This is a genomic window from Thiopseudomonas acetoxidans, assembly GCF_030362935.1.
In the GTDB taxonomy this organism is placed as follows: domain Bacteria; phylum Pseudomonadota; class Gammaproteobacteria; order Pseudomonadales; family Pseudomonadaceae; genus Thiopseudomonas; species Thiopseudomonas acetoxidans.
The window spans coordinates 44,392-58,391 of sequence record NZ_JAUCDY010000002.1 but is presented as its reverse complement, the minus strand read 5'-3'; the positions used below and the strand labels follow the sequence as shown (position 1 = coordinate 58,391).

14 protein-coding genes and 1 pseudogene are annotated in these 14,000 nt (G+C 47.5%); 13 read left to right on the top strand and 2 right to left on the bottom strand.

The annotated features are described in order from the left end of the window. Window positions 1-122: 122 nt before the first annotated feature. Window positions 123-572, bottom strand: coding sequence for a 2Fe-2S iron-sulfur cluster-binding protein (locus tag QEZ41_RS02295; protein WP_289409765.1), 450 nt, complete (start codon window positions 570-572; stop codon window positions 123-125). Between the two features lie 611 nt (window positions 573-1,183). Here QEZ41_RS02295 and QEZ41_RS02290 point away from each other — a divergent pair. From QEZ41_RS02290 to QEZ41_RS02230, 13 genes are all read left to right on the top strand, one after another. Then, complete coding sequence (locus tag QEZ41_RS02290; RefSeq protein WP_289409764.1) at window positions 1,184-2,278, top strand: 6-phosphofructokinase; 1,095 nt, start codon at window positions 1,184-1,186, stop codon at window positions 2,276-2,278. 76 nt (window positions 2,279-2,354) lie between these two features. Beyond that, complete coding sequence (gene ttcA, locus QEZ41_RS02285; RefSeq protein WP_289409763.1) at window positions 2,355-3,176, top strand: tRNA 2-thiocytidine(32) synthetase TtcA; 822 nt, start codon at window positions 2,355-2,357, stop codon at window positions 3,174-3,176. Window positions 3,177-3,236: 60 nt separating this feature from the next. Continuing rightward, entirely contained in the window at window positions 3,237-4,616 is a 1,380-nt protein-coding gene (locus QEZ41_RS02280; RefSeq protein WP_289409762.1) for a flagellar hook-length control protein FliK, read from the top strand. 91 nt (window positions 4,617-4,707) lie between these two features. Continuing rightward, a complete protein-coding gene (locus QEZ41_RS02275; protein WP_289409761.1) occupies window positions 4,708-5,217 on the top strand; it encodes a flagellar basal body-associated FliL family protein in 510 nt (169 codons plus the stop codon). Window positions 5,218-5,236: 19 nt separating this feature from the next. Continuing rightward, the gene (fliM, locus tag QEZ41_RS02270; RefSeq protein ID WP_289409760.1) at window positions 5,237-6,208 is read left to right on the top strand and encodes a flagellar motor switch protein FliM; all 972 of its coding nucleotides are present in this window, start codon (window positions 5,237-5,239) and stop codon (window positions 6,206-6,208) included. A 20-nt stretch (window positions 6,209-6,228) separates the two neighbouring features. Then, the gene (gene fliN / locus QEZ41_RS02265) at window positions 6,229-6,687 is read left to right on the top strand and encodes a flagellar motor switch protein FliN (protein ID WP_289409759.1); all 459 of its coding nucleotides are present in this window, start codon (window positions 6,229-6,231) and stop codon (window positions 6,685-6,687) included. 4 nt (window positions 6,688-6,691) lie between these two features. After that, window positions 6,692-7,153, top strand: a complete 462-nt coding sequence (gene fliO / locus QEZ41_RS02260; protein WP_289409758.1) for a flagellar biosynthetic protein FliO — start codon at window positions 6,692-6,694, stop codon at window positions 7,151-7,153. After that, a complete protein-coding gene (gene fliP / locus QEZ41_RS02255) occupies window positions 7,150-7,911 on the top strand; it encodes a flagellar type III secretion system pore protein FliP (protein ID WP_289409757.1) in 762 nt (253 codons plus the stop codon). The genes fliO and fliP overlap by 4 nt, the downstream gene beginning before the upstream one ends. Window positions 7,912-7,922: 11 nt before the next feature. Next, window positions 7,923-8,192 (top strand): flagellar biosynthesis protein FliQ, encoded by a 270-nt coding sequence (fliQ, locus tag QEZ41_RS02250; protein ID WP_289409756.1) that lies wholly within the window; start codon window positions 7,923-7,925, stop codon window positions 8,190-8,192. Window positions 8,193-8,201: 9 nt separating this feature from the next. Then, window positions 8,202-8,972 carry a flagellar biosynthetic protein FliR gene (gene fliR, locus QEZ41_RS02245; protein ID WP_289409755.1) on the top strand — a complete coding sequence of 257 codons (771 nt, stop codon included), beginning with the start codon at window positions 8,202-8,204 and terminating at the stop codon, window positions 8,970-8,972. A 13-nt stretch (window positions 8,973-8,985) separates the two neighbouring features. Next, on the top strand, window positions 8,986-10,122 hold the full coding sequence (flhB, locus tag QEZ41_RS02240) for a flagellar biosynthesis protein FlhB (protein ID WP_289409754.1): 1,137 nt from the start codon (window positions 8,986-8,988) through the stop codon (window positions 10,120-10,122). Between the two features lie 102 nt (window positions 10,123-10,224). After that, the gene (locus tag QEZ41_RS02235; RefSeq protein ID WP_289409753.1) at window positions 10,225-10,902 is read left to right on the top strand and encodes a response regulator transcription factor; all 678 of its coding nucleotides are present in this window, start codon (window positions 10,225-10,227) and stop codon (window positions 10,900-10,902) included. Between the two features lie 47 nt (window positions 10,903-10,949). Next, on the top strand, window positions 10,950-12,269 hold the full coding sequence (locus QEZ41_RS02230) for an ATP-binding protein (protein WP_289409943.1): 1,320 nt from the start codon (window positions 10,950-10,952) through the stop codon (window positions 12,267-12,269). A 54-nt stretch (window positions 12,270-12,323) separates the two neighbouring features. On the opposite strand, the pseudogene QEZ41_RS02225 reads toward QEZ41_RS02230, so the two are convergent. Further along, window positions 12,324-13,960, bottom strand: a pseudogene (locus QEZ41_RS02225) (methyl-accepting chemotaxis protein). Between the last annotated feature and the right edge of the window lie 40 nt (window positions 13,961-14,000).

Below are 14,000 nucleotides of genomic sequence, written 5' to 3'. Positions count from 1 at the left end.
TGCGGGCGGTCATTGTAGGGTAAAACAGCTATCAATAGTGGTTCATTCCCCGGCAAGAAGCTGGGTTCTACAAAAGCGGCAGCAGCGCATTGGTTGACAGCTATTAATTAGGCGTACTGAAACTAGACAGGCTGGCGCACTTTATACTCAAGTAGGCGTTGTACAGGGCGGGTGTAATGCGCAATAAAACTGAAAGCAAATATGAAAATTGCGGGGTAACACATGGACGAGTTAAGCATACGAATCGATAGCGCAGAGCGGTTTCTAGAGCCTGAACCTGAGACAAAACAAAAAACATCGATTGTGCTGATTAGCCTTGGCGTCATTGCTGTGGCTTCAGCGATGGGTTTGATGCACGCCAGCCAGTTTTTGCCGTTGATATTCATGCCGTCAGAGCCGCACACACCTTCGCGGCATGAGCGCCGATAGGCAAGGGTTGAATCTTCGGCGCGCAGGTATTCCAGTGCATCCAAAACCATACGGCTGCGAAATTCTTCGGGCAGAGTTTTGGACTGCATATAGGGGGTAGTGTCGTGTTCTGGATGGTATCGATAAATCTGTACATTGATCATGAGATAGTTTCCCACTGTAATGGAGCGTTAGGAAGCCTCTGAATAACTACCTGCGTAGCTACCACTGCGTTAAAAACGTACTCACAATCTTTAGATTGAACGTGCTTTAGCACGGCCCCGAAGGGGGAGCGAAGCGAATAAAATGCTCATTTACCCTGTGTAAACTGCGCTTTTTCGCACGTTTTGACTCGCTAGTGCTCACCCTTCGGGCCAGCCTTTGGCTGTTACTCCCGTTGGTCGTTGCGCCTTGTGTTAGCGTCCTCGGTAACGTTATTCAGAGGCTCCTTAGCCTAAGTTGTATAGGTATGCCCAGATTTTGTTGCTGATATCCTGTTAATAGCGCATTTGCATCCTTGTGCTTTTGTAGACTTAAAAAACTTTTTTAGCGTAATAAGTGTATTGCTAATAAGGGAGTTTAAACGCTATTGGCAAGGTTAAAAATACTTGTAAGACCTGCTTTTGTAGTACACTTAGACCTAAGTTTATTGTCTGCTATAAGCTATTTCTTCGTTTAATCATCCACTTGATTACCAATCAATTGTAGCTGGCTGCCAGAAAGGCAGAGCGGCGCATAGGTTATGTAAGCATCACCGACAAATAGGGAGACCACAATGTCAAAGCGTTTGAAAATTTGTATCAATACAGGTGGTGGAGATGCCCCGGGTTTGAATGCGGTGATTGAAGCAGTAACCATGGCGGCGCATAATCGTCAGTGGGATGTGTATGGTATTAAAGCTGGCTATAACGGTTTGTTTAATACAGATGAAATTGTCCACCTAACCCCCAAGGTTGTGGACGGTATTGCCATTCAAGGCGGTACTATTTTAGGCAGCACTAATAAGGGGAATCCCTTCCAGATGCCGGTTTGTAATGTGGCAGGTGAGTGCGAAGAGCGCGATATGTCGGAACGTGTGATGGAGAATTTCCGCCGCTTGCGTTTTGATGCGCTGGTGTCGGTCGGTGGTGATGGCAGCATGGATATCGCGCAGAAGTTTTTTGAGTTGGGTATGCCAGTCGTGGGTGTGCCAAAAACAATTGATAATGATTTGGGCGGCACTGAATCAACCTTTGGCTTTGATACCGCTGTAGGTATCGCTACCGAAGCTATTGATCGCCTGCATTCAACGGCCAAGTCCCACGATCGGGTGATGGTGGTTGAGGTGATGGGGCGTGATGCTGGATTTATTGCATTAAACAGTGGTATTTCGGGTAATGCTGATGTGATTTTGCTGCCAGAAATCCCTTTTGATATTGAAAAAGTGTGCGCCAAGATTATGGCTAATGAGTTAAGCGGTCGTAAATACAGCATCGTAGTGGTGGCCGAGGGCGCTATGCCACAGGGTGGCGAGGTGGTGGCTAAAGGTGAGGGCGAGATGGGTCGTCAGCATGTGCTTCTGGGTGGGGTGGCCGAATACGTCGCTAAGAAAATCGCTGAGCGCACCGGTAAAGATACTCGTTCACTGGTATTAGGACACTTGCAGCGCGGCGGTTCGCCAACCACCTTCGATCGACTGTTAGCTTTGCGCTTTGGTGCGGCGGCCGTGCGCGCGATTGAAAATGGTAAGTTTGGTCATATGGTCAGCCTGCAGTCTGCTGATATTGTCACCGTCCCCATAGCTGAAGCGCTGAGCGTTGAAAAACGTGTTGATATTAAGGGCGACATTGTGATGACCGCGCGAGATATGGATATTTGCTTTGGCGATTAACCCCAGCCAGCTGTAAGGCTGATTAGCGCGGATAAAAAACTGCACTTTATTACTGAATACGTGATGCCGAGGAATTATGTCAGTTAAGCAAGATAAACTACAAAAACGTTTGCGTCGTTTGGCTGGCGCGGCTGTTACTGATTTCAATATGATTGAGGAAGGCGACAAAATTATGGTGTGTCTATCCGGCGGCAAGGATAGCTATGTCATGTTGGATGTTTTGTTGCATTTACAGAAAGTTGCGCCGGTTTGTTTTGAGCTGGTGACGGTGAATATGGATCAAAAACAGCCCGGTTTCCCTGAGCATATTTTGCCGACTTACCTGCAAGAGCTTGGTGTCGAATACCATATTATTGAAGAAGACACCTATTCGGTTGTTAAAGAAAAGCTTGCGCAGGGCAAAACCACCTGCTCACTATGCTCCCGCTTGCGTCGTGGCACGCTTTATACCTATGCCGATGAAATAGGGGCCACCAAAATGGCGCTTGGACATCATCGCGACGATATTCTTGAAACTTTCTTTTTGAACATGTTTTACGGTGGCACGCTTAAAGCGATGCCGCCTAAACTACTTTCTGCTGATGGACGTAATGTGGTGATTAGACCGCTGGCTTATTGCAAAGAAAGTGATATTGCTGAGTATGCCCAGCAGCAAAAGTTTCCCATTATTCCGTGTAATCTCTGTGGCTCGCAAGAGAACCTGCAGCGCCAAGTGGTTAAGGAAATGCTACACGAATGGGAGGCGAGCACTCCAGGTCGCACCGAGATTATGTTCCGAGCACTGCAAAATGTTGTGCCTTCGCAATTGGCTGATCGCAATTTGTTTGACTTTGCAGGTTTGAAAATTGATCAGCAGGCAGTGCCGCGCTTTATTGATGCATTAAACATCAGTTCCTAAAAGGTGGCTTGTTATTTGCTTGTAATGCACTAGTGGGATTTACCTGTATGGGAGAGCATTATGCAACTTATGGCTGATTTTTTATTAGAGCCTAGCGCTAAGCAGCCTGCGAGCAAGGCTAAAAATACGTTACTTGAGTCTAATAATCAGGCTGTATCCAGCGCGCCTAAATTTTCTAATATCTATGCGCAACAGCAGCAAGCAAGGAGCTTTGCTGCTAAAAACGAACCTGCAAAATCGCAACCGGCAGTTAAGCCAGCGCAGGCTAGTGCAAAAAATACTGAGGCTAAACCTACCGCTGCCAAAGAGCGCAATGTAGTGAAAAGCGAGTCCGATGCTAGAGTTAATACAACAGATACAACGGTAAAGGATGAAGCAAAGACTCTAGTTGAGGGCCAGCAAGGTCAAGAAATTGACTCGCAAGGCGGCAAGGATTTGCCAGTTGAGGCAGATAAAAAAGATGAAAGCTTGGTGGCTCAACTTGATCCTTTGTTGCTGCAAATTATGCAAGCACAGCAAGTAGGCGCTGAGGACACGGGCGAGTTGGCAGAACAGGTTACAGAGTTGCTGGCTGAGCCGCGGGATGCTCCGGTATTGGCTGCAATGGCTGGCATGATGAATACTGCTTCAAGCATGAATACTGCTTCAAGCATGAATACCGAGCAGCAGGCGCATAAGCTCTCCGGTAACCTGAACAGTTCACCCATGCAGAGCTCGGTAGCTTTTATGCAAGCAGGGGCAACAGGTGAAGCAGAGAACACAGAGCTAGCCGAGTTGTCAGATCTAGAAACGTTAGATTTAGACATGGGTGTCGAAGAAGAGGCGAATTTGACCCAGGCTTTGGCTCAGTCAGTAGCCACGCAAGCAAAAGGCGAGGCTAAGCAAACGCCTGCTCAACTGGTTGGCGAGATCAAAACAGGTGTGGAAAACACTGCGCGCAATGAAACGCTTATGCGTGCCGAATCCGTGCAGCAAGCCAACGCAGCGCGTCAGGTTCCGGGTCAGCCGGTGGCGATGAATCAGTCAGGCTGGAGCAAAGAGTTGACGGATAAGGTGATGTGGATGTCATCGCAAAACCTTAAATCGGCTGAGATAAAGCTCAACCCTGCGGAGCTGGGGCAGTTAGATATTCGTGTACAGGTCAATAGTGACCAGACGCAGATTACCTTTACTAGCGCCCACGCGGGTGTGCGTGAAAGCCTTGAAAGCCAGAGTTTCCGCCTGCGTGAACTGATGGCGCAGCAAGGTATGGAGGATGTGGATGTTAATGTGGCTGACCACTCTGACTCGGACCAGCGTGATGAGCGTGAGCTTAGAGAGCTTATAGCTGAGCAACATTCAGGTTTTGCACAGCCTAGTGAGGAAGAGGTTGTGCAGACAGTGACTGAAGTGCCGCAGGTAGAAAACGGGCACAGCGGCAGGCTTAGCTATTATGTATAACACTTGAATAACGCATGACAATTAGCGGCAATGCAACGCAAATTTCGCTACACTGTGTCGCTAAAATGTCAGCTTGAACCCTAGGAAAGATATGGCTAATGAAGCAAGTGCGCCGGCCGAGTTGGCAGCGCCTAAAAAAAACAAGACTAAGGTTGTCATCGTTGCGAGCATCGCGATTTTGCTAGCGGTGGGTTTGTCAGCGGCTGGGGCTTGGTTTTTCTTAAACAAAGAAAGCGCTGGGCCGCAGGAACAAAGCGCGCAAGAAATCCCCCAAGGTAAGCAAAAAGCGGTCTACGAATTGCTGGAGCCTGCTTTTGTCGTTAACTTTCATAGTCAGGGTCGCCAGCGTTATATGCAGGCGAGCTTGGCACTGATGTCACGTAATGAAAATGAGCTTAAGCAGTTAAAAGTCCATATGCCAACTTTAAGGAATCAACTGGTGATGCTGTTCTCTAGCCAGGATTTTGAAGAGTTAAACACGCCAGTAGGTATTGAGCTTCTGAAACAAAAAGCGACAGCGGCCGTCCAAGAATTAGCCATGCATGAAGTGGGTAGTCCAGTGGTTGAGCAGGTTTTGTTTACTAACTTTGTCATGCAGTAAGTAGCTGAGGTCCAAAAGTATGTCAGTGCAAGACTTATTATCACAAGACGAAATCGATGCGCTGTTACATGGCGTTGATGATGGCGTGGTGGATACTGTAGATGATGCTATTCCAGGGGCGATCAAAAGCTATGACCTGACCAGTCAAGACCGTATTGTGCGTGGTCGCATGCCGACCTTGGAAATGATTAACGAGCGGTTTGCCCGTTATACGCGCATTAGTATGTTTAACCTGCTACGCCGCTCGGCCGACGTGTCGGTGGGCGGGGTGCAGGTGATGAAGTTTGGAGAGTACATCCACTCACTCTATGTGCCTACTAGCTTGAACCTAGTAAAAATGAAGCCTTTACGTGGCACCTGCTTGTTTATTCTCGATTCGCGTTTGGTATTTAAGCTGGTAGATAATTTTTTTGGTGGTGATGGTCGCCATGCCAAAATTGAAGGCCGTGAGTTTACGCCAACCGAATTGCGTGTGGTGCGTATGGTGCTAGAACAGGCCTTTGTTGATTTGAAAGAAGCTTGGCATGCGGTTTTGAACGTTGACTTTGAATATATGAACTCAGAAGTGAACCCAGCGCTGGCCAATATTGTGAGCCCAAGTGAAGTGGTGGTGGTGTCCACGTTCCACATCGAGTTGGATGGCGGTGGCGGTGATCTGCATATCACGTTCCCTTACTCAATGATTGAACCCATCCGAGAAATGCTCGATGCGGGTTTTCAGTCTGATGTGGATGATCAGGATGAGCGTTGGAGCAAGGCGATACGCGAAGATATTTTAGATGTGCGTGTACCCCTAAGTTCCACTGTGGTCCGTCGAGAATTAAAACTGCGGGATATTTTAACCATGCAGCCGGGGGATATTATTCCGGTAGAAATGCCGGAACGTATGCTGTTGCGTGCCAACGGAGTGCCTACCTTCAAAGTACAGATTGGTTCGCATAATGGGAATTTAGCATTACAGGTTCTAGAGCCAATTACACGGTCTCGTTGATAAAGATAAGTAGGTAAGCCATGACAGATGAAGAAAACATAAGCATTGATGATCAAGCCCTTGCTGATGAGTGGGCCGCGGCTTTAGCTGAGGCGGGTGATGCTGATCAGGATGAAATTGATGCCATGTTGGCGCAAACCGATTCAGGACCGGCTAAAGCGCCGATGCGTGAATTTCCTGACTCGCCGGTGCAGGACGAAGCTCCAGCCAGTTTAGATGGCCCCAATTTGGATGTGATTTTAGACATTCCGGTCAGTATATCTATGGAGGTAGGCAGCGCTGATATCAGCATTCGCAACCTCTTGCAGCTCAATCAGGGCTCTGTGGTTGAGCTTGACCGTTTAGCAGGTGAGCCGCTGGATGTATTGGTTAATGGCACACTGATTGCGCATGGTGAAGTGGTGGTGGTAAACGAGAAGTTTGGTATACGTTTAACCGATGTCATTAGCCCAAGTGAACGAATCAAAAAACTAAGGTGATGGCATGCGCGCTGTTTTAGGGCTGGGTGTTTTTTTTAGTTCTGCTTGGGTTAACGCTCAAGAACAGAACAGTGCACCCGTTACGTCTGTGACCAGCTCTGCTGATATAACAGGACAACTCATACAGCTTTTGTTTGGGCTGCTGCTGGTCATTGCGGTTATTTTTATATTGGCTTGGTTTGTACGGCGTATCCAGCATAGTTTGCCCGTGAGTAAGGCGAATCAAAGTATTCGTCTTTTGGCTACGCAACCGCTAGGCCCTAGAGAGCGTTTGCTGTTGGTACAGGTTGGTAAAGAGCAAATTTTACTTGGCTTAACACCAGGTACAATCGAGCCGCTGCACGTCTTGCAAGAGCCGATAGAGGTTGATGATGAGCCAGGTGGCGCATCAGATTTTGGTAAAAAATTAAAAAGCTTGCTCAAGGCGCAAGTGCTAACTGTGCAAGACAATAAGGAAAGCCCATGAGCCGTTTTGTTCGCCTGTTCATCGTGTTTATAGCGGTATTGGGCAGTCCACTTATTTTGGCGGCAGACGCTAATCCCTTATCTATTTCAGCAATCACCATGACCACGGATGCGCAGGGTCAGCAAGAGTATTCAGTTAGCCTGCAAATTCTGATGATTATGACGGCGCTGGGCTTTATCCCAGCGATTGTCATGCTGATGACCAGCTTTACCCGCATTATTATTGTTTTTTCTATTCTGCGTCAGGCGATGGGTTTACAGCAGGCGCCTTCAAACCAAATTTTGCTTGGTTTGGCGATGTTTTTAACCCTGTTTATTATGGCACCGGTGTTTGAGAAAATTAACCAAGATGCGCTGCAGCCCTATTTAAATGAGCAAATAACAGCAAAACAAGCCCTAGATCTTGCAGAAGGTCCAATCAAAACCTTTATGCTGGCGCAAACACGGGAAACGGATTTAGAGCTATTTATCCGTATAGCCAGGCGCACCGATATCGAATCTCCTGAGGCCACGCCACTGACTATTTTGGTACCGGCTTTTGTGACTTCAGAATTAAAAACCGCGTTTCAAATTGGTTTTATGATCTTTATTCCGTTTCTTATTGTTGACGTGGTAGTGGCCAGTATCTTGATGTCCATGGGGATGATGATGCTCTCACCACTGATTATTTCATTACCCTTTAAAATCATGCTGTTTGTACTGGTGGATGGTTGGACGTTAATTATTGGTACGCTGGCGAACAGCTTTGGCACATTGTGAGGTGAAACACTATGACACCTGAAATCGCCGTTGATATTTTCCGTGAGGCCCTATGGTTGATGGCTATGGCTGTTGCCACCATCATTACACCCAGTTTGGTAATTGGCTTAATTGTGGCCATGTTCCAAGCGGCCACACAGATTAACGAGCAAACCCTAAGTTTTTTGCCGCGCCTTCTTGTAAGCTTTATGACATTGCTTGTTATGGGGCCTTGGCTGGTGGGTAGGTGGCTAGACTTCACCACCAAGCTGTTTGAAAGCTTGCCCTATGTGTTGGGCTAGACTAAATCCATGTTTGAGTTAAGCGGTACTCAAATAGGGGGCTGGATAAACAGTTTCCTATTGCCGCTGTTTCGTATCGGCAGCATGTTGATGGTGATGCCTATTGTAGGCACACAGTTAGTACCACGACGTATCCGTTTATATTTTGCAGTTGCCTTTACAGTGGCCATAGCGCCTGTACTGCCTGAAATGCCGCAAGTAGATGCCCTGAGCGTGCAAGCGATTTTATTGATTGCAGAGCAGATTATTATCGGTGTTTTACTTGGCTTAGTGTTGCAGATGATGTTTCACATTTTTGTCTTCGCTGGCCAGCTTATTTCTATGCAAATGGGCTTGGGCTTTGCCTCATTAATGGATCCGGCCACAGGGGTTTCAGTACCCTTACTCGGCCAGTTTTTGCTGATGCTCGTAACGCTTTTATTCTTAGCCGTTAATGGGCATTTAGTGGCTTTTGAAATTATGGCAGAGAGTTTTGTTACTTTGCCTGTGGGGCAGGCTCTGGATATAGGTCATTACACAGTATTTGCGGGTCGATTAAGCTGGGTAATTGGTGCTGCATTGTTATTGGCATTGCCGGCAGTGAGCTCGTTATTAGTGATTAATATTGCCTTTGGTGTGATGACGCGTGCAGCGCCTCAGCTTAATATTTTCACCATTGGCTTCCCGTTAACCCTCATCATGGGCATGATTATTTTCTGGGCTTCAACGGCTGAAATCCTGACCCACTTCCAAACAATTACATCGGAAGCCTTATTTTTGATGCGTAGTTTTACTCAGTAGAAAGGTTGAGGCTATGGCGGAAAGTGAAAGCGGTGCCGAAAAAAGCGAAGAGCCAACGGCAAAACGTCAACAAGATGCTCGAAAAAAAGGTCAGATCGCGCGTTCACGTGAACTAAACACTCTGGCTATTGTGCTGGGGGGTACGGCAGGCTTGCTGATGTTCGGTGGTGCCATAGGGCAGAAAATTTTAGATGTCATGACTGAGAATTTCGATCTGCCTCGCGAAATTCTATACAACGAACGTTATATGAGCTTGAACCTGCTTGCAGCAGCAAAGCATGCAAGTGAGGGCTTAGCCCCGTTATTTCTTCTCCTCTTAGTGGCTTCAATTGTCGGCCCGATAGCCTTGGGCGGTTGGTTGTTTTCCTTAGAGTCTCTGGCACCTAAGGCCAGTCGCATGAACCCGGCAGCGGGTTTAAAACGCATGTTTTCCATGAAATCCATTATCGAACTGCTAAAAGCGCTCGGCAAGTTTTTGGTGGTGTTAATTGTTGCGCTGCTTGTGCTGTCCAGTGCCAGTGAGGACTTGTTTAATATTGCTAACGAGCCGCTTGAACTCGCTATTTTGCACGCCGTGCAAACCATTGGCTGGAGTTCGCTGTGGATGGCTTGTGGTTTGATTTTAATTGCAGCAGTAGATGTGCCGTTTCAATTGTGGGATAGCAAACAAAAGCTGAAAATGACCAAGCAGGAAGTACGTGACGAGCATAAAGACTCGGAAGGTAAGCCCGAGGTTAAGGGGCGTATTCGACGCTTACAAATGGAGATGGCACAACGGCGTATGATGAGTGCCGTACCAGAAGCTGACGTGGTAATTACCAACCCCACGCACTTCTCAGTAGCACTTAAATATGATGAGAACGCCGGTAATGCACCCAAAGTGATTGCCAAGGGTAGTGACCATCTAGCACTCAAAATTCGTGAAATTGCCAACGAACACCAAGTTGTTTTATTGGAATCTCCGGCTTTAGCGCGAGCGGTATACTATTCCACGGAGTTGGATGAGGAGATACCAGCAGGTTTATACATGGCTGTTGCCCAGGTGCTGGCTTATGTTTATCAGTTGCGCCAATACCATGCAGGTAAAGGTAAGCGTCCAGATTCTTTAAATGACTTGCCTATTCCGGAGGATTTGCGCCGTGATGAGTAACTCTGGTGTGCGAAGCCGTTGTTAGTTCAGCCTTGGTTCAGTTGAGTCGTGGGATTGTTTAGTATGCTATTTGGCTGATTTTTAAAACTCAAAGGTTCTAACATGAAGCTTATAGTGGTGGAAGACGAAGCGTTGTTGCGTCATCACTTATTGACGCGCTTGGGTGAAGAAGGGCATGTAGTAGAGGCTGTGGCTGACGGCGAGAGTGCTTTAAGAAAGGTTAAAGATTTAAAGTATGACTTAGCCGTGATTGATCTGGGATTGCCTGGCATGAGCGGTATCGAGCTGATTCGCGAGCTACGCCAGCAAGGCCAACAAATGCCTATTTTAATTTTGACTGCGCGTGGTAGCTGGCAAAATAAAGTTGAAGGCTTGGCGGCCGGTGCGGACGATTACGTGGTCAAGCCTTTCCAGTTTGAAGAGCTAGAAGCCCGATTAAAAGCATTGCTGCGACGCGCTTCAGGTTTTGTCCAGTCGACCATAACCGCCGGGCCACTCACCTTAGATTTAAATAAAAAACAAGCCACTTTGTCAGGCGAGTGTATTGGTTTGACAGCCTTTGAATACCGCATTCTTGAGTATTTGATGCGCCATCAACAACAGGTGGTTGCTAAAGAGCGTTTGATAGAACAGCTTTATCCTGACGACGAAGAGCGTGACCAGAATGTAATTGAAGTACTGGTTGGTCGTTTGCGGCGTAAATTAGAGGCTGATGTGGGTTTTAAGCCCATAGAAACAGTGCGTGGGCAGGGCTACATCTTTAATGAAGCATGTCAGTGAATAATTTTTTTCTAAAAAAGAAAAGTTACTCGTTACGTACGCGTCTGATGATAGGTGCTACCTGCACCGCATTTATATTTATCCTAGGTTTATTTCCTGTTCTGCAGCAAGCCTTTACTAAAGCACTAGAAAAAGCTGTGCAGCAGCGCTTGGCTGCTGATGCCAGTACACTGATCTCGGTAGCGCGCATTGAAGAAGGGCGTTTATCAATGCCAGAGAAACTCCCCGATGAAGAGTTTGATATTTTACCTGCGCGACAATTGGGCTTTATTTTCGATAGTCAGGGCAAGCTCGTCTGGCACTCACGTTCCGCAAAGCAGTATGAGATTAACTACCAGCCTCGTTATGATGGTCGTGGGCATGAGTTTGCCAAAATTCGCGACTCACAAGAGCAAGAGTTTTTTGTGTACGACATAGAAATCGATTTGCTGCGAGGACAAAGTGCCGCTTACAGCATAGTTACTATGCAGCCGGTTAGTGACTATAAACCAATGTATAAAAGTCTTAGACGCCAGCTCAACATCTGGCTGGCAGCCGCATTGATTTGTTTGCTGAGTATTCTGTGGCTGGGCCTTAATTGGGGGACACGCAGCTTGCTGCGGTTAAGGGCTGAGCTGGATGAAGTGGAAGCGGGGCAGCGTAAATTATTAAGTGATGAGCATCCGCGCGAACTATTACGTTTAACAGGCTCCTTAAATCGCCTGCTGGAGAATGAGCGTCAACAAAGGCTGCGCTATGTCCACTCTTTGGATGATCTCGCCCATAGCCTGAAAACACCCTTGGCGGTTCTGCAGGGAGTGGCAGAAGTTTTAGCGACACAACCGGAAAACAAAGAACAGGCGCGCACTTTGCACAATCAAGTGAGTCGTATGAGCCAGCAGGTAAGCTACCAGCTGCAGCGTGCCAGTCTGCGGCGCAGCGGTTTAATCAGGCATAGCGTTAAACTTGCGCCATTGCTTGAGCCGTTGATAGAAGCGTTGAATAAGGTGTATTTGGATAAGCAAGTGGATGTGCAGATGCGCTTTTCAAGAGAGCAGCGTGTGCCTGTAGAGCACGGAGCCTTATTGGAAGTGTTCGGCAACTTGCTCGAAAACTCATACCGCTTATGCCTTAGACAGATCTGCATCTGCGTACAAACCTATGAGCAGTACTGCGAAATCGTAGTTGAGGACGATGGGCCGGGAGTGCCTGCCAGTCAGCGCGAACGTATTCTACGTAGAGGCGAGCGTTTAGATACGCAATACCCAGGGCAGGGTATAGGGACGGCGGTGGTTAAAGATATTATCGATAGCTATCAAGGGCTGTTATTTATTGAAGATTCTGAACTGGGTGGGGCCAAATTCAGAATCATATTCCCATTGCACTAGCTGTTTAATGCAGTCTCTGCTCGGCAAAATAAAGGACCGAGCAGAGGTGCTCACTTATACGCGGAACTGAGATAGCAGTGTATTCAGTTCACCTGCCAAACGCTCTAGGTTTTCACTGGAGCGACTGGACTGTTCTGCCGAAGCAGTACTTTCTTGGGCAAGACCGGCAACACGGTTGATATTCTCGTTAATTTCCTCAGCTACATGGGACTGCTGTAAAGAGCTGCTGGCGATAGAAGCGTTTAGGTCGTTAAGCTTGACCAAGGCTTCCGCAATGCGCTCAAGGTTGGTGCTGGCTAAATTAGCCTGCTCAACTGCTAGCTCAGAAGCATGGCTACTTTGCTCAATAACACCGACTGCGGCCTGTGAGTTTTTCTGCAGGCTATCAATCATCACCTGCACCTCTTCAGTGGACTGCTGGGTGCGTTGAGCCAGCAAGCGCACTTCGTCGGCAACGACCGCAAAACCTCGCCCTTGCTCACCCGCTCGTGCAGCTTCAATTGCAGCGTTAAGTGCTAGCAGGTTAGTTTGCTCGGCGATGGTGTTAATCACTTCAAGCACGCTGCCGATTTTGGTACTTTCATCGGCCAATGAGCTGATAACAGATACCGCATGGGTAATAGTGCCGGAGAGCAAGTCGTTTTGCTGCAGGTTGTTGTGAATACTTTGCTGACCGGTATCGGCTTGTTGAGTAGCGCTGTTCACTTCCGCTGCAGCCTGTTCAGCATTACGCGCAACCTCTTGTACGGCATAGGTAACCTCGTTCATAGAGGTAGCAATTTGCTCGGTTTCTTGTAGCTGACGCTGACTGACGCTAAGGGTCGCATGAGCCGCTTTGCCCAGTTCACCGGCTGATTGTTGCAGCGTGTTAGCGCTTTCTAACAGGTGGCGTATCATGGTGCGTAGCTTAGATACAAACTCATTAAAGTTATTACTCAGCTCGCCAATTTCATCATTGCTGTTGCATACCAACTCTTGAGTGAGGTCGCCATCGCCACTTGAGATGTTTTTCAGGGAGTCGACCACATTACGTAAAGGCGTGGTGATGCTTCGGATAATACCTACCACCAAGAACACCATGAAAATAATAATACCGGCACGGACTAGAGTGTTGCGTATGGCTGTGGTGCGGAATTCTGCTTGGATGTCATCCAGATAAACACCTGTGCCAATGACCCAGCCCCAAGGCTTAAACTGCTGTACATAGCTCACTTTATCCACTGGGTTGGTTGCCCCAGGCATGGGCCATCTATAGTTGAAGAAACCAGCGGATTCTTGGCTTTTAGCTATTTTTACAAACTCATTAAAATCTCTTTGCCGTCAGGATCTTTATAGCCAGAAAGGTCTTTTCCATCCAGCGCAGGGTTCATGGCATGCATCAGCATGACGGGCTGTAGATCGTTAATCCAGAAGTAGTCATCACGGCCGTAGCGCAGTTTTTTTACCGCGTTCATGGCTTGTTCTTGGGCTTGCTGCTTACTGAGCTGTCCGCTTTGTTCTTGGCTGTGGAAATACTCTAAAATCCCCATTGTGCTTTCTACTAGGTGTTGCGTTTTGATTTCTTTGGCAAACACCAAGTCGCTGTGGTTTTGCTTCATAGCAAAGCCGCCCAAGACAACATACATAAAGACAGATATGGCCAGGATCAGCCATAACCGGCTGGCAATTGAAAAGCGACGTAAAATTGGCATGGCATTTTCCTGCAAAAATTCAAATTAAGTGACAGACAAC

Bases quoted from the DNA above. Each gene is read 5' to 3' on its own strand.
- QEZ41_RS02295 (WP_289409765.1), bottom strand. From the start codon at position 572: ATGATCAATGTACAGATTTATCGATACCATCCAGAACACGACACTACC.
- fliQ (WP_289409756.1), top strand. From the start codon at position 7,923: ATGACACCTGAAATCGCCGTTGATATTTTCCGTGAGGCCCTATGGTTG.
- QEZ41_RS02230 (WP_289409943.1), top strand. From the start codon at position 10,950: ATGATAGGTGCTACCTGCACCGCATTTATATTTATCCTAGGTTTATTT.
- QEZ41_RS02280 (WP_289409762.1), top strand. From the start codon at position 3,237: ATGCAACTTATGGCTGATTTTTTATTAGAGCCTAGCGCTAAGCAGCCT.
- fliO (WP_289409758.1), top strand. From the start codon at position 6,692: ATGCGCGCTGTTTTAGGGCTGGGTGTTTTTTTTAGTTCTGCTTGGGTT.
- fliM (WP_289409760.1), top strand. From the start codon at position 5,237: ATGTCAGTGCAAGACTTATTATCACAAGACGAAATCGATGCGCTGTTA.
- flhB (WP_289409754.1), top strand. From the start codon at position 8,986: ATGGCGGAAAGTGAAAGCGGTGCCGAAAAAAGCGAAGAGCCAACGGCA.
- QEZ41_RS02275 (WP_289409761.1), top strand. From the start codon at position 4,708: ATGGCTAATGAAGCAAGTGCGCCGGCCGAGTTGGCAGCGCCTAAAAAA.
- QEZ41_RS02235 (WP_289409753.1), top strand. From the start codon at position 10,225: ATGAAGCTTATAGTGGTGGAAGACGAAGCGTTGTTGCGTCATCACTTA.
- fliR (WP_289409755.1), top strand. From the start codon at position 8,202: ATGTTTGAGTTAAGCGGTACTCAAATAGGGGGCTGGATAAACAGTTTC.
- ttcA (WP_289409763.1), top strand. From the start codon at position 2,355: ATGTCAGTTAAGCAAGATAAACTACAAAAACGTTTGCGTCGTTTGGCT.
- QEZ41_RS02290 (WP_289409764.1), top strand. From the start codon at position 1,184: ATGTCAAAGCGTTTGAAAATTTGTATCAATACAGGTGGTGGAGATGCC.
- fliP (WP_289409757.1), top strand. From the start codon at position 7,150: ATGAGCCGTTTTGTTCGCCTGTTCATCGTGTTTATAGCGGTATTGGGC.
- fliN (WP_289409759.1), top strand. From the start codon at position 6,229: ATGACAGATGAAGAAAACATAAGCATTGATGATCAAGCCCTTGCTGAT.